This is a genomic window from Luteibacter anthropi (assembly GCF_011759365.1).
Lineage (GTDB): Bacteria > Pseudomonadota > Gammaproteobacteria > Xanthomonadales > Rhodanobacteraceae > Luteibacter > Luteibacter anthropi.
Window position 1 is genome coordinate 1 of sequence record NZ_JAARLZ010000016.1, and the last position, 19276, is coordinate 19276.

14 protein-coding genes and 1 pseudogene are annotated in these 19276 nt (G+C 59.6%); 5 read left to right on the plus strand and 10 right to left on the minus strand.

From position 1 onward, the window contains the following. Nucleotides 1–185: 185 nt before the first annotated feature. Together HBF25_RS20910 and upp are read left to right on the plus strand one after the other, a co-directional pair. Complete coding sequence (locus tag HBF25_RS20910) at nucleotides 186–506, plus strand: PsiF family protein (RefSeq protein ID WP_166952460.1); 321 nt, start codon at nucleotides 186–188, stop codon at nucleotides 504–506. A 240-nt stretch (nucleotides 507–746) separates the two neighbouring features. After that, entirely contained in the window at nucleotides 747–1391 is a 645-nt protein-coding gene (upp, locus tag HBF25_RS20915; protein WP_166952461.1) for a uracil phosphoribosyltransferase, read from the plus strand. Between the two features lie 33 nt (nucleotides 1392–1424). On the opposite strand, the gene HBF25_RS20920 is transcribed toward upp, so the two are convergent. After that, nucleotides 1425–2003, minus strand: a complete 579-nt coding sequence (locus HBF25_RS20920; RefSeq protein ID WP_166952463.1) for a helix-turn-helix domain-containing protein — start codon at nucleotides 2001–2003, stop codon at nucleotides 1425–1427. A 3-nt stretch (nucleotides 2004–2006) separates the two neighbouring features. Continuing rightward, nucleotides 2007–2453, minus strand: a complete 447-nt coding sequence (locus HBF25_RS20925; protein WP_166952465.1) for a YybH family protein — start codon at nucleotides 2451–2453, stop codon at nucleotides 2007–2009. A 474-nt stretch (nucleotides 2454–2927) separates the two neighbouring features. Here HBF25_RS20925 and HBF25_RS20930 point away from each other — a divergent pair, with 474 nt between their 5' ends. Beyond that, nucleotides 2928–5231, plus strand: coding sequence for a TonB-dependent receptor (locus HBF25_RS20930; protein ID WP_208392711.1), 2304 nt, complete (start codon nucleotides 2928–2930; stop codon nucleotides 5229–5231). A 210-nt stretch (nucleotides 5232–5441) separates the two neighbouring features. After that, entirely contained in the window at nucleotides 5442–8177 is a 2736-nt protein-coding gene (locus HBF25_RS20935) for a lamin tail domain-containing protein (RefSeq protein ID WP_166952468.1), read from the plus strand. Nucleotides 8178–8520: 343 nt separating this feature from the next. On the opposite strand, the pseudogene HBF25_RS20945 reads toward HBF25_RS20935, so the two are convergent. The 6 genes and pseudogenes from HBF25_RS20945 to HBF25_RS20970 all read right to left on the minus strand — a co-directional run bounded on the left by HBF25_RS20945 (nucleotide 8521) and on the right by HBF25_RS20970 (nucleotide 15639). Beyond that, nucleotides 8521–9659: pseudogene (locus tag HBF25_RS20945) on the minus strand (IS3 family transposase). Nucleotides 9660–9807: 148 nt separating this feature from the next. Continuing rightward, a complete protein-coding gene (gene gapS4b, locus HBF25_RS20950) occupies nucleotides 9808–10938 on the minus strand; it encodes a GapS4b family protein (RefSeq protein WP_166952470.1) in 1131 nt (376 codons plus the stop codon). Nucleotides 10939–10941: 3 nt separating this feature from the next. Next, a complete protein-coding gene (gene gapS4a, locus HBF25_RS20955) occupies nucleotides 10942–11880 on the minus strand; it encodes a GapS4a family protein (RefSeq protein ID WP_166952473.1) in 939 nt (312 codons plus the stop codon). Beyond that, nucleotides 11880–12896 (minus strand): nucleoid-associated protein, encoded by a 1017-nt coding sequence (locus tag HBF25_RS20960; protein ID WP_166952476.1) that lies wholly within the window; start codon nucleotides 12894–12896, stop codon nucleotides 11880–11882. The genes gapS4a and HBF25_RS20960 overlap by 1 nt, the downstream gene beginning before the upstream one ends. 167 nt (nucleotides 12897–13063) lie before the next feature. Next, nucleotides 13064–14020, minus strand: coding sequence for a prolyl aminopeptidase (pip, locus tag HBF25_RS20965; protein ID WP_166952478.1), 957 nt, complete (start codon nucleotides 14018–14020; stop codon nucleotides 13064–13066). 245 nt (nucleotides 14021–14265) lie between these two features. Further along, nucleotides 14266–15639 (minus strand): FAD-binding oxidoreductase, encoded by a 1374-nt coding sequence (locus tag HBF25_RS20970; RefSeq protein WP_166952481.1) that lies wholly within the window; start codon nucleotides 15637–15639, stop codon nucleotides 14266–14268. Between the two features lie 124 nt (nucleotides 15640–15763). Here HBF25_RS20970 and serA point away from each other — a divergent pair, with 124 nt between their 5' ends. Further along, nucleotides 15764–16999, plus strand: a complete 1236-nt coding sequence (gene serA, locus HBF25_RS20975; RefSeq protein WP_166952483.1) for a phosphoglycerate dehydrogenase — start codon at nucleotides 15764–15766, stop codon at nucleotides 16997–16999. Here the strand turns inward: serA and HBF25_RS20980 are convergent. Next, nucleotides 16993–17943 carry a GGDEF domain-containing protein gene (locus HBF25_RS20980; RefSeq protein WP_166952486.1) on the minus strand — a complete coding sequence of 317 codons (951 nt, stop codon included), beginning with the start codon at nucleotides 17941–17943 and terminating at the stop codon, nucleotides 16993–16995. The genes serA and HBF25_RS20980 overlap by 7 nt on opposite strands. Continuing rightward, entirely contained in the window at nucleotides 17940–19268 is a 1329-nt protein-coding gene (locus tag HBF25_RS20985) for a beta/alpha barrel domain-containing protein (protein ID WP_166952488.1), read from the minus strand. The genes HBF25_RS20980 and HBF25_RS20985 overlap by 4 nt, the downstream gene beginning before the upstream one ends. Between the last annotated feature and the right edge of the window lie 8 nt (nucleotides 19269–19276).

Here is a 19276-nt window from a genome sequence, read left to right on the forward strand (position 1 = left end):
CGCCTGCGCGCGACGGGCTGCGATAGCAGCCCATTTGGGCATCTGCTGTTCATGGCCTCTGGAACGGTCGCGCGCGAGGCGCGCTCCTACAAGGGTGAGGTGGCGGGCAGGCTGCCGCGCAAGGCGCGCTCCTACAGGGTAAGCTGCGGGCGCCGGATTGGCCCGGCGTCACGTAGGGGTTCGCCATGCGTACGCAGTTCCGTGTCCTTGCCGTTTCCACCCTCCTCGTTTTCGCCGGGTCTGCCTTCGCGGCCCAGACACCTCCCGCCAAGACCCTCACGCCGCAGCAACAGCGGATGAAGGACTGCAATGCGCAGGCCACCGGGAAGAAGGGCGACGAGCGCAAGACCTTCATGAGCAGCTGTCTGAAGGGCGAGCAGCCCGCAGCGGCTGCCGCCCCGGCCACCCAGCAGGAGAAAATGAAGACCTGCAATGCCGACGCCTCCGCCAAGAGCCTCAAGGGCGATGAGCGGAAGACGTTCATGAGCACCTGCCTCAAGAAGTAATCCACTCCCCTGTATGAGCGCGCCTCGCGCGCGACCGGTCATGCCGGGCGCCATGGCGATACCGGGCGTTCCGGCGATGCCGGGCGTTCCGGCGATGCCGGGCGTTCCGGCGATACCGGGTGTCCCGGCGATACCGGACGTTCCGGTGATACCGGTCGCGCGCGAGGCGCGCTCCTACAAGGGAGGGTTGGGCTTCGGGTGGGGCGGTTACAATGGGGTTTTCTGCCCAGCCGGCCGCCCATGAAGATCGTCGAAGTCCGTCACCCCCTCATCCAGCACAAGCTCGGCCTGATGCGCAAAGCCGGCATCAGCACCAAGGAGTTCCGCGAGCTGGCTTCCGAAGTCGCCGCCCTGCTCACCTACGAAGCCACGGCCGACCTGGAAACCGAGACCAAGACGATCGACGGCTGGGCCGGCCCGGTCGAGGTCACCCACATCAAGGGCAAGAAGGTCACCATCGTGCCCATCCTGCGCGCGGGCCTGGGCATGCTTACCGGCGTGCTGGAGATGATTCCCGCTGCCCGCGTCAGCGTGGTGGGCCTGCAGCGCGACGAGGAAACCCTCGAACCGGTGGCCTACTACGAGAAGCTTACCGGCGGCATGGACGAGCGCACCGCGATCATCGTCGACCCCATGCTGGCCACGGCCGGCACCCTGGTCGCTACCGTGGACATGCTCAAGGCCGCCGGTGCCAAGCGCATCAAGGGCCTGTTCCTGGTGGCGGCGCCGGAAGGGCTGGAGCGCGTCAAGGCCGCTCATCCCGACATCGAGATCTACGTGGCATGCATCGACGACCACCTCAATGAGCTGGGCTACATCATCCCCGGCCTGGGCGATGCCGGCGACAAGATCTTCGGCACCAAGCAGCTTCCGGCACACCGCTGATCGTCGCACCAAGGACTGGGCGCCATACCGCGCTCAGTCCTTGAAGATGGCCGGCGTGCCCACCCAGATCATCCGCACCTCGTCCGTGCCGATGTTGCGCACGCCATAAGGGTGCCGCTGGTCGAAATGCGCGCTATCCCCGGCGTTGAGCACGAATTTCTTCTTGCCGACGTTCATCTCCAGCGACCCGCTCAGGATGTACCAGAAGCCCTCGCCTTCGCGATGGATCGTGGGCGCCGCGAGGCCGGGCGGTACGACCAGCCGCAGCGCTTCCATCTTCCGTTCGGGATGCCTGCCACTGAGCCTCTCGTACACCACGGGCGAGCCGAGCTGGATGCGCTCATGCTCGTCGGCACGCCGGACGATCTGCCCCGGATTGGGCACGCTCACGAAGTAGTCCACGTCGACGCCCAGCGCCTGCGCGATGGCTTCCAGCGACAACAGCGACGGCGATGCCAGGTTCCGTTCCACCTGCGAGAGAAACGGAATCGACAGGCCCGAACCTTCGGCCAAGGCCTTGAGCGTGAGACCCAGTCCGCTGCGCCGGTCGCGAATGGCCGCACCGATGCTGCGTGCGGGGATCTTGTCCGGCGAGCTGTCGTTGCCCTGCATGCGTCAGGAGGTGTGATCGTTGGCGATCAGCCAGCGACCGCCCTGCTTGTGGAACAGCAGCGTCGTGATGCCCGACGGTGTGCTGCCGTCGGCCTGGTGCAGGGTATAGCGACCCACGACGAAGGCGTATTGCGAGCCGATTTCCTTCACGTCCAGCACCTGAAGGCTCAGCTTGCCCATGTCGGCACCCGGCTTGAAGCGTGGCGCGTACTTGGCCTTGATGGCTTCGTACCCTTCGGTGACGCCGCTTGAATTGATATAGCGGGTGGTCGGTGCGTTCTCGTACAACTGCATGAAGGTATCGAGGTCGCCGGCCATCCACGCCGCGGCGCTGGCGTTGAGCGCTTTTTCGATGGAAGCACGCGTGGTTTCGGCGGGCGTTTCAGCAAGCACCGGCGCCACCAGCAGGACAGTGGCGGTCGTGCACAACAGCAAGGGCAGGTTTTTCATGGCGCTCCGTGACATGGCATGAAGGTGCAAGCGACAGACAAGGGGCTGGCTTCCCGTCGCCATGCAGACATGGCCTGTGGTGTTGCCTGGTGTCGAACATCGTAGAACCCCCTGCCCCCCGGCTGGTTGGCCTCCCGCTGCACTGGAAAGGCCCTGGGTTGCATCCTAGCCGGAATTGCTTGACGTCATCAAAACTTTTTGATCTGATCAAAATCACGTGAAGACACCTTCGTCGGCGTGCCCCTCGGGGTCATGCCGCTACGAAGGCCGTAAGGGCCAGGGATGCCGACATCCGCCGCGCCATGTGTTTTCGCAGTCCGCAGTACCGATACGCCCGCCTCTGGGGAGAGAGGGGCAACGTCAGGATCGACCTCCGCTTTCGGACATACCGTCCGCGAGACGGGCTCGTCTGGGCCGTTTACGGCCGCCCCTGGCGAACGATCGCTTCGACCATCAAATAGAGGGGGTTTGGATATGCACCATCAACGCGAACGCGTGTTCCTGTGTACGGCGATCATGGCCGCACTGCTGGCCCATCCGGTCCATGCCCAGGAAGCTGCACCTGGAAAACCCGGCACCACCAAGAAGACAGACGACGCGCCCGTTGCGCTGGAAAGCATCACCGTCACCGCGACCAAGCGCGAACAGGACGTGCAGAAGGTACCCATCAGCATGGCCGCCTATACGGGCGAGCAGCTGGAACGCCAGGGCATCACCAGCCTGTCGGATCTCTCGCGCATCGCACCGGCGTTGAGCGTTGCCTCGTCGGGCCCGGGCGCCAATAACCTGATCGTGCGCGGCATTTCATCCAGCGCCGGTTCGGCAGCCACGGTGGGCTACTACCTCGACGATGTGCCGATTGCCGCGTCGAGCAATGCCGCGCTGATTTCCACCCGTGGCGTGATCGATCCCTCCGTGTTCGACATCCAGCGCGTGGAAGTGCTGCGTGGCCCCCAGGGCACCATCTACGGCTCCAGTTCGATGGGCGGCACGGTGAAATACATCACCAACCAGCCCGATGCGAACAGCACCGAAGTGCGCATCAAGGCCGATGCATCGGGCACGTACCATGGCGGCCCCAATGGCAACATCAACGGCGTGGTGAACATCCCCCTGTTACAGGACAAGGTAGGTCTGCGCATCTCGGCGTACTACCGCGATGACGACGGCTACATCGACCGCTACCGCATCGATCCGAAGAACTACCTCGCTGCCGACCCGAATGGCGGCAAGCAGGACAACGTCAATACGTACAAGACCTACGGCACACGCATCGCCCTGCTCATCACGCCGGACGATACGCTGACCATCACGCCGAGCTTCATCTACCAGTATGCAAAGGTCGGCTCGCCGTTCACCTACGACAAGATCCCCGCCTCGTTGCAGGATCCCTACCAGGTGCGCGACGTCAACGAAGCCAACGTGCAGAAATCGACCATCTCCAACCTGGCGATCCACAAGCAGTTCGATGCGTTCGAGCTCATGTCGTCCACCTCGTACTTCACGCGCAACATCGACGTAAAGGACGACAGTTCCAAGGTGATCAACTACTTCTTCAACCTGCCCAGCGTGTATCCCACCACGATGTACGGCAGCTACAAGAACAAGGAATTCACCCAGGAATTTCGCGCCACGAGCAAGTTCGACGGCCCGTTCCAGGCCATCCTCGGTGCGTTCTACCACGATGTGGATGCGCCGCTGCATTCGGCCATTCCGTATCCGGCGGGCTTCAACCAGGCTTTCAACACGCCCTTCCCCACTTATTCGACGATCTATGCCGGCGCCCGCCACGCGACGCTGGATGAGTACGCCGTGTTCGGCGAGCTGTCGTACAACGTCACCGACAAGCTCAAGGCCAGCGTGGGCCTGCGCGCCTTCGAGGTGAAGCAGAGTTTCGACCAGAGTGGTGACGGCCTGCTCAACGGCGGCCCGAGCAGCGTCCACAACACCTCGAAAGATTACGGCAGCACGCCCAAGTACACCTTGCAGTACCAGATCTCGCCGGATCACATGATCTACGCCACGGCCTCGCAGGGGTACCGCCCGGGCGGCCCGAACAACCCCGCACCAGCGGCGCTTTGCGGTGCGGAAGTGAACGGGCTGGGTCTCAGTCAGTCGCAGCTGAGCAAGTACGGCCCCGATTACCTGTGGAACTACGAGATCGGCGCGAAGACGGCATGGCTCGATCACCGCCTGATGATCAATGCATCGGTGTATCACATCGACTGGACCAAGGTGCAGCAGCAGATCGTGCTGGGTTGCGGCTACAACATCACCGCCAACTTCGGTAATGCGGTGAGCCAGGGCGGCGAGCTGGAAATCACCTGGCTGCCCATCGCCGGCCTCACCCTGGGCGCGGGTTTCGGTTACACCGATGCGCACCTGAAGAGCGACGTACCCGGCACGCCCGCAAAGGATGGCGACCGCCTGACCAACGTGCCGCGCTTTACCGGTTCGTTGTCGGCCGAATTCCGTCGCCGGGTCAACGCCGAATACATGGGTTTCGTACGCGCAGACATAGGCTTTATCGGCAACGCCACCTTCCTCTACGACCGCACCAGCCCGTTCTATCGTCGTGGCGGCTTCGCTACGACCAACATCCGGGTGGGTGTCGAAGGGAACAGTGGCTTCGATGTCGCGCTGTACGCGACAAACCTGTTCGACAAGCGCGGTGAAACCGATCTTCCGGTGGCGATCTCCGCCGACCTGCCCACCACCCGTCGCGTGGCCCTGAACCAGCCGCGTACCGTAGGCGTGACGGTGCAGTATCACTACTGAGGTATCCGCCGGGCCGTGATCCTCACGGCCCGGCGGGCTGTTCGTCGCACGCGCTGCTTATAGCAGACTATTTCGTAGGAATCTGTCACATCCCCCTGTCATAAACTTGCGGCACACTTCGCAAGCGGACCTGACAGGGGGAACACCGCGCCAGCCCATGGCAGGTGCTTCGGGTCGCGTACAACCTCACGACTCGAAGGGGAACAACGCATGCGTTCGACCACGTCTCGGCGCGCCCTCTGGGCGGCGCTGGCCGGCCTTGCCACCATCGCACCGCTGCAAGCGGCCGATCTCTCGATCACCCAGTTCCGTCTCCGCGGCCCCGCGGGCGGCAACGACGAATTCATCGAAGTACAGAACACCGGCACCGCGCCGCTCGACCTGTCGGGCTACAAGCTCAACGCGTCGAATGCCAGCGGTACCACCGGCACCCGCTTCACGTTTCCTGCCGGCGCCACGGTGGCACCGGGTTGCTTCGCCCTGCTCGCCAACACGGCCGCATCCGGTTACTCCGGCAGCGTCACGCCTGACTTCAAATACAGCACGGGCGTCACCGACGACGGCGGCATCGCACTGCTGAATGCGTCGGGCACGGTGCTCGACCAGGTGGGCCTGAGCAGCGGCTCCGCCTACAAGCTGGGCACGCCGCTCGCCAGCCTGGGCAGCAGCAACGCCGACCAGGGCTACGGCCGCAAGACCAATGCCGGTGGTTTCCCGCAGAACAGCGGCAATAATGCATCGGACTGGGTGAAGGTTGCCCCCACCGCGCCGCGCAACAGCACGTCACCGTGCGTAGCCCAGGGCCCGTCGCTGTCGATCGCGGACAGCACCGTCAGCCTGCGCAACGGTGACGATGTGCAGATGCCGTTTACCGTCACTCTCAGCAAGGCTGACGACAGCGACGTCACCGTGCATGCGGCTACCGCCGACGACACGGCCACCGTGGCTGCCGGCGATTACGATGCCGTCAACACCACGCTGACCATTCCGGCCGGTGCGACCAGCGCCACGATGAACGTCACGGTGCATGGCGCCAAGGCCGCCGGTCCGGACAAGGCCTTCCGCGTGAACCTGACCGATGCCACCGATGGCATCGCGATCTCGAAGGGCTCGGCCATCGGCGCGATCCTCAACGAGATTCCGGTCGCCGCCGAGATCTGGCAGATCACCGGCCGCGGCCAGGTCTCGCCGATGCTGGGCAAGCGCGTGGCCACCAAGGGCAATATCGTAACTGCCGTAGGCCCGGCCGGCTTCACGATGCAGACGCCGGACAACCGTGCGGATGACGACGCCCTGACCTCCAACGGCATCTACGTGTTCACCAGCGCCGCCCCGACCGTGAAGGTGGGTGACCAGGTGGACGTGGAAGCCACGGTGGACAACTACTACAACCTGCCGGAGCTGAAGAACGCCACGGTCAGCACCACGATGCACGGCGCGCGCCTGCCGAAGGCCGTCGCCTTCAACGACAAGGTACCCTCGTCCGATCCGAACGCCCTGTCCTGCGGCACCACCAACTTCCAGTGCTTCGTGGGCATGCGCGTCACCATCAACGATGGCATGATCACCACGGGCAACCTGCGCTTCAGCAACGAGCCTTTCGCCGAGGTGTACATCACCGCCAACGGCAAGCGTTCGCTGCGCGAACCGGGCGTGCGTTACACGGTGCCGGTGCCCGAGGGCGTGAACCTGCCGAACTGGTCGGGCAACCCGCAGGTGCTGAAGATGAACACGGCCGACTTCGGTGCCGTGCCGGTGAACACGCCGTACAACGCGGGCACCACGTTCAGCGCCGAAGGCGTGATCTCGTATGCGTTCGGTGCCTATACGTTCATTCCGACCAAGGTCACCGTCAAGAAGGCCGCACCGCTGCCGCGCGCGGTCGATCCGCGTCCGTTCTTCGCCGTGCGCGTGGGTGGCTTCAATACCGAGCGTTTCTGCGATACGGAGTTCAACACCACCTTCACGTGCAGCGGCGGCAGCAAGGAGCCCACCGCCGACGAAGTGAAGCTGAAGACGCAGCGCCTGTCTGCCTACATCGGCAGCGTGCTGAAGCTGCCGGACATCCTGTCGGTAGAAGAGGTGAAGAGCCTCACCGTATTGCAGGGCCTCGCCAAACAGCTGGGTGACGATTATCCGGTGCAGTACGAAGCCTTTCTGCAGCCGGGTCATGACCCCAGCGGCATCAACGTGGGCTTCCTCGTGCGTACGGATCGCGTGCGCGTGGTGAACGTGCGCCAGCTCGATGCCGACGCCACGTGGCAGGACCAGGGACAGACTTCGTTCCTGCATGACCATCCGCCGCTGCTGCTCACCGCCGACGTGCCGACCCTGCTGGGACGCATGCGCGTCAACGTGATCGCGGTGCATCCGAAGGCGCGCCAGAACGTGGACAAGACCGGCCCCACCGCCGATCGCGACCGCCAGAAGCGTTTCCTCCAGGCCCAGTCGCTGGCAAACCAGGTGCAGGCCTTGCAGACCGACCGCAAGAACCTTTTCACCCCGCTGCTGGTGGTGGGTGATTTCAATGCTTATCAGTTCAGCGATGGCTTCGCGGACGTGGTCGGCCTGATCTCGGGCAAGTACGACGACAGCCAGAACCTGCTGAAGCTCGGCAAGAACATCGTCAAGCCGGCGCTGTGGAACGCCGTGGATTCGGTGCCCTCGAACGATCGTTATTCGTTCTTGTTCACCGAGAACTTCGGCAACGTACAGGGTCAGGCCCCGCGCTCGGTGCCGACGCACCAGGTGCTGGACCATGCGCTGCTCAACACCAATGCGCGTGCGCTGTTCCTGAAGATGCAGTACGGCCGCGGCAACCTCGACGCACCGGTGCAGACGCTGGACGATTCGGCGAAGGCCACCGATGTGAAGAAGGCGCTGGGCTCGTCCGACCACGATGGTTTCGTGGTGGATATGCTGGCGCTGCCGACGATCCTGCTTTGATGGCGTGATGTAAAAAGGCGCCCGGCTTCGGCCGGGCGCCTTTTTTAACTTCACGATGACTCCAGCACCGAACTTCGCTGGACTACGCCACAACTAGATACATCCGGTTTATCAAAAACTTAGGATAATTCATCATATGCCGGTGCTTTCTGAAACTTGACCCGGCTTCCACCCGCTTGGCTCCCAACAGGCTCCTGGAAATCGGTTCTTCCGAGGAGTCATCATGGCGAAAATCAAACTCACCAAGTCCGCAGTCGATGCGGCACAAGCCCAGGTGCAGCCAGTCGAACTTCGCGACACCCTGGTTCCTGGCTTTCTGTACAAAATCACGTAAGCTCCCCCGTCAAGCAGACACTTCAAAACTAGAACTTCTAGCGTGCGTGGTGCGGAATTCGACGGGGCTAAGACCGCCGAGTGCATCGTGGGGTCGAACTTCGTTGTAATCGATCATCCACCAGTGTGCCGCCTCGCGAAAGTCCTGAAGGCGGGCGAAGAGGTGCTGATCCAAGTAGCTCTTCACGAAAGGTGCGGTTGAAGCGTTCGATAAAGGCATTTTGGCTGGGTTTGCCGGGCTGGATATATTGGATCGCCACGCCATTGGCTTGTGCCCACTGCGTAACCGCCTCCCCCAGAAACTCGGGACCATTGTCTGACCGTAGAACCTGCGGCAGGCCGTGGTCGCGCTTGATTTGATCGAAAACACGCACCAAGCGGTTGGAAGTAATCGATGTATCCACTTCGATGTGAAGTGCCTCACGATTGAAGTCGTCTAGTATGTTGAACGTTCGAAACCGACGGCCGCAAGCCAGGGCATCGCTCATGAAGTCGATGGAGCACACGGTATCCGGAAGCTTCGGTACATAAAGCGCCACACGCTGGCGTTTGGGAGGCGGCGCTTCGCTGCGCGCCGAAGGTTTAGCTTCATGGCCTTGTACACCCTGTAGATCCGCTTTGGATTCCAGTCCTTCCGTTTCTTGCGTAACTGGTCGCTGCACTTCCAAAATCCGCGGCTAGGGTGCTCTTCCACCAGTTTCGCTAGCGCGGCAATGATGTCGGCGTCAAGCACCGTCCAGTCCAGCGGCGGCGAATACAAGGCCGCTCGTGACAGCACAAGAGATCCGCAGGACCGGCTCAGTGGGCGGGCATGCTCCTCGGTCAGGAAGCGCACCGACTCTCGCTTCTGGACCGGTCCTAAAGTTTTTTTGCAATCAGATCCTTCAATGCAGTGTTGTTCAACGCCAACTCTGCGTACATCCGTTTTAGCTTGGCATTCTCCGCTTCCAAGTCCTTCACCCGGCGCAATTAGGACGCCTCTAGGCCACCGTATTTGCTCTTCCACTGGTAGTACGTGGCGACGCTGATGCCCGCTTGCCGGCAAAGGTCTTTCACAGGCACTCCGGCGTCGGCCTGCTTGAGGATTGAGACGATCTGCGTCTCGGTGAACTTCGATGTGCGCGTGGAACCTCCTGACGGGGAAACAATGGCAGAAAGTTTTAGTTATGAGGTACCTGTAGATGGGGGAGCTTACGGAAGGAGCCACAATGTCGTTTGCAGAACCCGGACTGATCTGAGTTGTAGGGGCTTCGGCGCTTTTTTTGTTCGGTGACAACAATTTCCTTAAGCACCTTTGTCATCGCTCAGAAAGTATCTCCTGGTATTTTTCATCTATTAAATTTTTCAGATTCTCATTTATTAACTTGGATATTAATTTTTTTGAATCTTGATTCACCTTGCTGCCGTGACTCAATCTTATGCAAGAGAATGTCAGCTCAGATTTTTTGTAATCATCTTCTGCGCGGGTTGAGCTACTAAATAGGAAGCATATTTTGCATTTCCCTGAATTTACTCCCTGAGTATAGGGGTATTCGACATCCATCTTCTGAATGTGATAGTGCTTGTAATATTTTTCCTCAGAAATCAAAAACACATCATTCAATCTTTCCCCGTCAATTTTCATTCTCTTAACGGAGTTTTTCATCCATGAGATTTGCGGGTCACTCGGGAGAGGTGGACCGTCGACATCTATATTTATCTCAATATTGTCAACATCTCCGGTGGATATTATCTTGCCAAACCCAGCGGTAAGTCTCTTGAAAAATCTAATTCTCTCCTCATTATCAAATGAATCAAACTTAATTTGATGCGGCTCAGGTGATGTGACAATGCTGGCATCGTTAAGTATTTTAGAAATATTGATTGTAATTTTTTTGTTAATAATCTCTGTTTCTTTGGAGGAATGACTTGATGAGAAATCCAGCAATAAGGTGCCATCTTTTTTCTTTATGATTATTTCACCATCGAAGCGTAAATCTCGCTGCAACCAGTCCTTGCTGTAGTCTGATTTTGTCAATCTGTAAGGTATCCTGATCGAATCAGAACTCTCAACGATAACTTCAGGTGCTTCCACGAAAGAAACATTATCCGACTCGCCAGTTAACCAGCTTGAGTCGTCAAACAAGGAGTCCTTCAGCGGTGTTATCCAATCCAGGGAGTCAGACACCAACTCCAAACTTGAACCTTTCACTTTAGGTTGTGACTCTCGATCGACACTGGCCTCTATTAATCGAGAGAAGTTATCTGGAGTCAAAAGAGTTGCTGAGAGTATAGGAACAGTGGTGGATTTTTCATTTTCCCCAACATAAATTCCTTTTTCTTTTAGGGCTGCATGCACTTCCCCATAAGAAATATGGTCGCTATTGAGTAGAATTCTAAGATCTGCTCCTGCGAGAATAGTCGAACTCGTATCTAATTGGGACTTCATATTTCAATCCTCTGTGGAGAGAAGGCTCAAAATCGACCTATTAAAAGAAAATGGAGTTATTTCCTCGTCACGATCTGGAAAATGCAGTCTTGCAAGTTTAGCTTCTTGCTCATTTAGTGCTGGATTGTAGTCGGGCATGCCTATCTTGATTTTCGCAACCAGTCCGCTTGAAAATTGTAGCGCATACGATAAAAGCTTTTTATATGCATCTTTGGTGAATGCTTGATCGGCGTAGATTACCATTTCGCGTGAGTCATCGGACTTCACAAGGAATGGAACTACATCGGACGCGATAAGCTCTAGCGGCAAACTGCTTCCCGATCTAGCTTCATTGACGTAAACAGATGTTCCTATGCGGGGGTAAAAGAATTCTATTTTTTTATCCTGAAACCGCCTATTCATATCATCAATTATTTTTATCAAAAATGATGCTCTCGCGTTATCTATCAAATAGATGGGAAATTTTGCGTCTGGCTCTAATCGGCTACTGGCAAGGCTGGGCTTAATATTGCACTCTATATCCGAGCCATCATTGTGTAGCCATACTAAAAGTCCAGAGTGGCCTTTCTTCCCCCTGGTGCCATGAGAATTAGATATTAATTTAACTTCAGGACTATGTTTGGCGCACTCAATTATTTCTTGGCATTCTTTAAAATGAGATTTGAATTTTGTTTTTAAAGTCGCCTCGCTCGGAGGGCCGCCGAGAGTATTTTTGACAGAAACGTGAACTATTTCTGTCCTGTCGTCATGGAATGGACTGTGATAGATGAATACCTGATCCTCGCCATGTGTTGATCGTTGGTTTCCTTCTTCATTTTTATGCTTAGGGGAATTACAAGCAATGCTTATATTGTGGAGGGAGTTATTCCATCCGATTAATTTAAGCAATTCGGTTGATATTTTTTCCCCAATCTCCCCGGACTTTTTGGACTTCTCTCCCATTATTTTTCCTCCCTTGATAAAATATCAATAATTGCTTGAAATCCATTTGTTTTTTCTTTAATAAGCAATCCGGAAATGAAGTAATCCGGATCGCTAACTATCAAACCAACACCACTCTTTATTTTTATTTTTCTGGTTATCGGATTGGCAAGCTTTGCGAAGTCCTGAGATTTGAACTCATAACTTTCGGAAATTTCAGTGCCAGCACTACTGGTGACGCCAGACATGACATCGGAAAGGAAGTCCGAATCAATGTATTGAGATGATATGGACTTTATATCTCCAATGGTTGTTGTTTTTGATGTTTTAATTATTTCTTTTACTTTTTCAGAAAAACCAACTGCTGCTTGAGCATCCTCAATCTTCGAGGTTATTCCCTTTAATATTATTCCGGCAATTTTGGCATAAGATTTCGAGGTGGCTCTGGGCGAGGCTTTCAAAAACGAATCCACCCAGTATTTTGTTTTTTGCCCTAGGTTGTCGACAACAAAGACACCTTTTGAGTCGGGAAGTATAAGAGCGCCTTTTTGTATCTTGCTTAAAGAAATTCCGGATCGCTCGATTATCTCAAAAGATCCAGATGATTCTTTTATGTCAATAAAATCATCTTTGTTTTCTATTTTTAATATTGCAAGCGCGCTGACCGCATCTTCTTCAACCCTGACCTCTGAAAACAGCAAAAATACCACCTCACCACCTGATATATTGGGATGAGTTGAGGACGCATATAGATGTTTTGCAATCCCCTGAGTGTGCTTAACAAAGCTGGCCTGATCGCCAAAAATTTTCTCAGAGATATTTGAAACAACATTTAGTGATAAATCTGACTCATGGAAGAATTCATAATTGTTTCCCTGTTTTGCCAGCGGAAGCAAGTAATGCTGAGCCAGGGAGTTACGCAATGAATCACTTATGACTGATTCTTTATCGGCGAGACGCATTCCTTCTTCGCGTATTTTATTTCCCACTCGATGTACAACAACACTTGTTAGCTGCGCCGAACTTAAATCAATCATTTTTCAATCCTTTGATTTTTCAGAATGGATAGAGACTCTTCTTTTATGCCTGGCGTCTACGGTGAGTCGCTTTTGTAGGAGCGCGCCTGCGCGCGACCGGTTGTCGCGCGATGCATCATCGTTCCCGATCAACCGGTCGCGCGCAAGGCGCGTTCCTACAGGGTTGCTCAGGTGGCGAAGCGGTTTGTCGCCTTCACCAGCTCGCTTGCAATGCCCGGCTCAAATGCCGAATGGCCGGCATCCTGCACCACCGTCAGCTCGGCTTCCGGGAAGGCGCGGTGCAGATCCCACGCACTACGCATCGGGCAGACCACGTCATATCGGCCCTGCACGATCACCGTCGGGATGTGGCGAATCTTGTGGACGTCACGCAGCAGCTGGCCATCGACTTCGAAGAAGCCCGCATTGACGAAGTAGTGGCATTCGATGCGCGCGAAGGCCAGTGCGAATTCGTCTTCACCGTTGGACGAGATATGGCCCGGGTCCTGGTGCAGGTGGCTGGTGCCGGCCTCCCACACGGACCACGCACGCGCTGCCGCGACACGCACGGCCGGATCGGTGCTGGTAAGACGGCGATGGTAGGCGCTGATCAGGTCGCCGTGCTCGGCCTGCGGAATGGCCGCCAGGTAGGCCTCCCACGAATCCGGATACAGGTCGCTGCAACCGGACTGGTAGAACCACTCCAGCTCCGTGCGACGCAGGGTGAAGATGCCGCGCAGCACCAGCTCGGTCACGCGCTCCGGGTGGGTCTCGGCATAGGACAGCGCCAGGGTGGAGCCCCACGAGCCGCCGAAGACCTGCCACTTTTCGATGCCCAGGTGCTCGCGCAGTCGCTCGATGTCGGCGACGAGATCCCAGGTGGTGTTGTCGGTGAGTTCGGCGTGCGGCGTGGATTTGCCGCAGCCACGCTGATCGAACAGCACGATGCGGTACTTCGCCGGGTCGAAGAAGCGGCGGCAGTTGGGGTTGGTGCCGGCGCCGGGGCCGCCATGCAGGAAGACCACGGGCTTGCCCTTCGGATTGCCGCTTTCCTCGAAGTAGAGGGTATGCAGGGGCGAGACCTTGAGCATGCCGCTGTTGAACGGCTCGATCGGCGGGTAGAGGTCGGTGGATTCCGGGGCCATGGTCGGGTCCTTGGGAGGGGGAAAACCCCAAGGCTAGCACCACACCCGTTGTAGGAGCGCGCCTCGCGCGCGACCGGTGGCGTGGAGACAATGATGATCGCCGCCCCGCCCTGTAGGAGCGCGCCTCGCGCGCGACCGGTGATGCGATGATCTCCATCGATTCCGCATCACCGGTCGCGCGCAAGGCGCGCTCCTACCAGGAGATAGATGGTTCGGGGCGGCGGGGTCACGCGCGAGGCGCGCTCCTACAGGAGTTTTCCGGGGTTCATGATGTTTCTGGGGTCCCAGGCGGCCTTGATGCCGCGCATCAGGGTGATCTCGGCGTCCGAGCGTACGCTGCCCAGCCAGGGCTTCTTTACCAGGCCGATGCCGTGCTCGGCCGAGATGCTGCCTTCGTGCCGGTGCAGTGTTTCCACCAGCAGCGAGGTCACGTGCTCGCACTGCGACACGAAGGTGTCGTTGGCGAGATCATCCGGCTTCAACACGTTGATGTGCAGGTTGCCATCGCCGATGTGGCCGAACCAGACCACGTCGAAGTGGGGATACTCCGCGGACAGCAGCCGCTGCATTTCCTCCATGAAGGCAGGCACCACGGAGATGCGCACCGACACGTCGTTCTTGTAGGGCTTGTAGCGCGCAAGGCTCTCGGTGATGCCCTCGCGCAGCCGCCACAACGCCGCTGCCTGCGCATCGCTGGAAGCGATCACGCCATCGACCACCCAGCCCTCTTCCACGCAGCGCTCGAAGAAATCCAGTGCGTCGGCTTCGCCAGCGGCGTCGAACTCCGTGACCACGTAGAACGGATGATCCTCCGCAAACGGCTTCTGCGCACCATGCGCAGTCACATGCGCCAGCGCGCGGTCGGTGAAGAATTCGAACGCTTCCAGCCGCAGACGATGGTTTGCCTCGGCGAACACCTTCATCAGGGCATCCATCGCCGGTATGGCGAGCAACATGACCTGGGTGTCGGGCGGTGGCGCCGTGAGCCACAGCGTGGCCTCGACCACGATGCCCAGCGTGCCTTCCGAACCGATCACCAGATGGCGCAGGTCATACCCCGAAGCGTTCTTCACCAGCCCCTTGTTGAGGTCGAGCAGTTCGCCCGTGCCGGTGACGACCTTCAGCCCGGCTACCCACTGGCGCGTGTTGCCGTAGCGAATGACCCGGATTCCGCCGGCATTGGTCGCGATGTTGCCGCCGATCTGACAGGAGCCTCGTGCGGCGAAGTCCACCGGATAGATCAGACCCCGGTCGCGGGCCGCTTGCTGCACCGCCTCAAGCGCGATGCCGGGCTGCACGGTGAGGGTGCGGTCCACGGGATTGAAGTCGAGGACCTTGTTCATCCGGTCCAGGCTCAGTACCAGCTCGCCATGGGCTGCCACGGCACCGCCGGACAGGCCGGTCCGGCCACCGGAAGGAACGATGGCGACACCCGTCTGCGCCGCCCAGCGGACGATGGCCTGCACCTGCGCGATATCGGCCGGAAAGGCCACCGCCAGCGGGGCCGGGGTCCAGCGCCGGGTCCAGTCGCGGCCATGGTGTTCAAGGTCGCCGGGGTCGGTCGACAGCTTCAGGTCGGGCAGCAGGCGGGCAAGCTCGGACAGGCGCGGATCGGTCATGGGGGCTTCGCTCGGGTCGATCCCCCGAGGGTGCCAGCGGCGGGAAGCGGCGTCCACTGCACTGCAACAATCCCGTCGCCCATCTGGCATAGTGGACGTCCACTCACGCGGAACCTGGCCGGCCATGAAGCGCACGTCGTATCCGAAAGAAGACATCAAGGTCCTGCTGCTCGAAGGCGTCAGCCGCAGCGCCCTCGACACCTTTCGCCAGGCCGGATACACCCAGATCGAGTTCCACGAAAAATCCCTGCCCGACGACGAACTGCGCGAGCGCATCGCCGATGCACACATCGTGGGCATCCGCTCCCGCACGCATCTCTCCGCCGAGGTGTTTTCCCATGCCCGCCGCCTGATGGCCGTGGGCTGCTTCTGCATCGGCACCAACCAGGTCGATGCCGCCGAAGCCGAGCGCCTGGGCATCCCGGTGTTCAACGCGCCCTACTCCAACACGCGCAGCGTGGCCGAACTGGTCATCGCCGAAACGATCATGCTGGTGCGTCGCATCCCGGAGAAGAACGCCGAATGCCATCGCGGCGGCTGGTCCAAGTCGGCCGCCGGCAGCTACGAGGTGCGCGACAAGGTGCTGGGCATCGTCGGCTACGGCCACATCGGCACCCAGGTCGGCGTGCTCGCCGAGTCGCTGGGCATGCGGGTGATCTTCCACGACATCGAGCCCAAGCTCTCGCTGGGCAATGCCCGCCCGGCTGCCAGCCTGGATGACCTGCTCGAACGCGCCGACGTGGTCACCCTGCACGTCCCCGAAACCGCGCAGACGAAGGACATGATCGGGGCGGCCGAACTGGGCCGCATGCGCCCGGGCTCCATGCTGGTGAACGCCTCGCGCGGCACCGTTGTGGATATCGACGCCCTGGCCGAAGCCCTGCGCTCGAAGCACCTGGCCGGCGCCGCCATCGACGTCTTCCCGGTGGAGCCCAAGGGCAATGGCGATGCGTTCCTGTCGCCGCTGGTGGGCATGGACAACGTCATCCTCACCCCGCACGTCGGCGGCAGCACGGCCGAGGCGCAGGAGAACATCGGTATCGAGGTGGCCTCCAAGCTGGTGCGCTACAGCGACAACGGCAGCACCCTGTCGGCCGTGAATTTCCCCGAAGTGTCGCTGCCGGGCCATCCGACCAGCCGACGCCTGCTGCACATCCACCGGAATATCCCGGGCGTGCTCTCGCGTATCAACGAGGTGTTCTCGCGCGCCGCCGTGAACATCGACGGCCAGTACCTGCAGACCTCGCCGCAGCTCGGCTACGTGGTGATCGACGTGACCACCACCGAAGAGCATGCCGCGGCACTGCGCAACGAACTGGCCGCCATCGACGGCACGCTGAAGGCGCGCGTCCTCTACTGAGGCGCGTCGTCGGAGACCACCCGCGCCCTGCCCCGCTGCTTGGCGGTGTAGAGGCGGCGGTCGGCCACGCCGATGAATGGGTTCACCTCGTCGTGTTCCTTCGGCACCAGGGTGTGTACGCCGGCACTCAGGGTAAGACGGGCGCCCGGACCGATGCCCGTATGCGGGATGAGGGCACGGTCTACCAGGTCGAGGCAGCGCCAGGCCTGCGCCATGGCCGTGGGCTCATCGGTGTCGGGCAGCAACAGCACGAATTCCTCACCGCCGAAGCGGCAGAGCACGTCACGCGGCCCGCGCAGGATGCCGCTGAGGGCCTTCGCCACCCGCTTCAGGCATTCGTCGCCTTCAAGGTGACCGTAGTGGTCGTTGTACTGCTTGAAGTAATCGATATCGAGCACCACCACCGATACCGGCTGCCGAAGGCGCTTTGCCTCGCGCCATTCGATGTCCATCATGCCGTCGAAGCGGCGACGGTTGGCGACGCCCGTCAGGCCGTCCTTGTAGGACAGCTCTTCCAGCTCGCGCTGCATGTCGAGCAGTTTTTCTTCCGTACGCTTGCGCTCGCTGATGTCGAACATGAAGCCGATCAGGGAGTTTGGCGTGCCATCCGGGTTGCGCACCACGTGGACCACGTCGCGGATCCACACGAAGGTGCCGTCCTTGCGCAGCGCTCGATAGTCGGCCTCGTGATCGATGCCCGCCTGCGACTGCGCCACGCAGAAGTTGAACACCCATTCGCGGTCTTCCGGGTGCATGCGGTCGGCCCAGTCCTGCACCGTCGCCCACGACTGCGGCGACCAGCCCAGTAGTTCCTCGATCTGCGGGCCGATGTAGTCGAACCGCAGGGTGGCCCAGTCGATCTTCCAGGGAATGGCCCGGGTGGATTCCAGCAGGGTCTTGTAGACCCCCGGTTCCTCGGTGAGGATCACGTCTTCAATGCTCATGGGGATCGGTACGCTTGGGAGTTGGCCCGCTTAAGACGGTCGAGTGCGCGCTGATGCAACTGGATGAGATGACCAGGATCATCGTAGTCGATCCGCCAGCCGCAGCGTAGTTCCCGGCGCATCAGGCGGATCATGGCCTTGATGACAACATCACTGTACGCCTCCGGCTTATCTCCCGTCACTTCGGCGAGACGACCACGTACGCACTCGTCGTCGCTCAGCACCGGGCAAATGCGATAGCGGTAGCGCCCGCCGATCAACTCCGGGGGCAGATCCATGAAGCGCTCGCCCTTCTGGCGGAAGACACTGTGCGGCAGGCGATAGGCGTTATGCCCGAAGATCGGAAGATCGTCGGGCATGGGCACCTCGTCATCCAGCACCTGCAACTCGGTAACGAGCGGCGTCAACTGGTCGAGCCGGTAGTCCGCCTGGACGGATGGGTTGCCCACGCGCGTGAGGTTGGCCAGCAGTTCGCCCAGTGACGCATGGCCTATCACTGCCGCCTTCTTGGGCAGGCCACCCCACACGCCGTCCGCGCCCTGAAGCAGGGCTTCGATCACGGAGGCATTCTCGAAACCTGCACCGGCATGGATGTGCACCAGGATCTTGAAGGGAGCCGGCAGGATCTCGCGCGCCGCCGCGACATAGGCGCCCACCTGGAACGGAAGATACGTACCGCGGTCGTCCTCCATCGTGATCCCCTCGATCGGCAGTGAGCCGATGAGTTCGAGCACGTCGAAGGTGTCGTCAGGGACTTCCGAAAAGGCGTCGCAACCGTCGACGATATTGATGAAGATGCGAGGCTTGCCACCGTCCTCGCCCTTCACGTTGTCGAGCAGCCATTGGACGCTGGCCGGGATGCTCCGCTTGAGCGTGTCGAGGTCGTACAGGCCGTCCATGCCGAAGGGGCTGAGATAGATTTCGTGGACGGTGTTGGGGACGCGGTAGTCGCGCAGCTTGATCTGCGAGGGATCGGGCGTGAAGCGCCCCTTGTCGTCGACGCGGCCCAGGGCGGTGAAGGCATAGCAGCCGTGCAGGTCGGCATGCGTATCGCGCAGGAAACGCATGAAGTCGTCGTCGACTTCCAGTTCCCCGGGTGCGCTGTAGTCGAGCGTGCCAAGCGAGATATGACGGAAGCCGAACTCCCTCAGCCTGGGCAGCAGTTCCACTTTTTCTTCCAGCGTCTGGCCCACCCGGGAGCCCACCGGGTTCTCGCGCAGCGAAAGATCGATCAGGAAGGGCTGGATGGAGGCCAGCCTCGCGAGCTTTGTCTGTGCCTCGGCGAGCACGGCGCGGGCACGATCCCGTGCAACGGATGACGACATGCGATTCC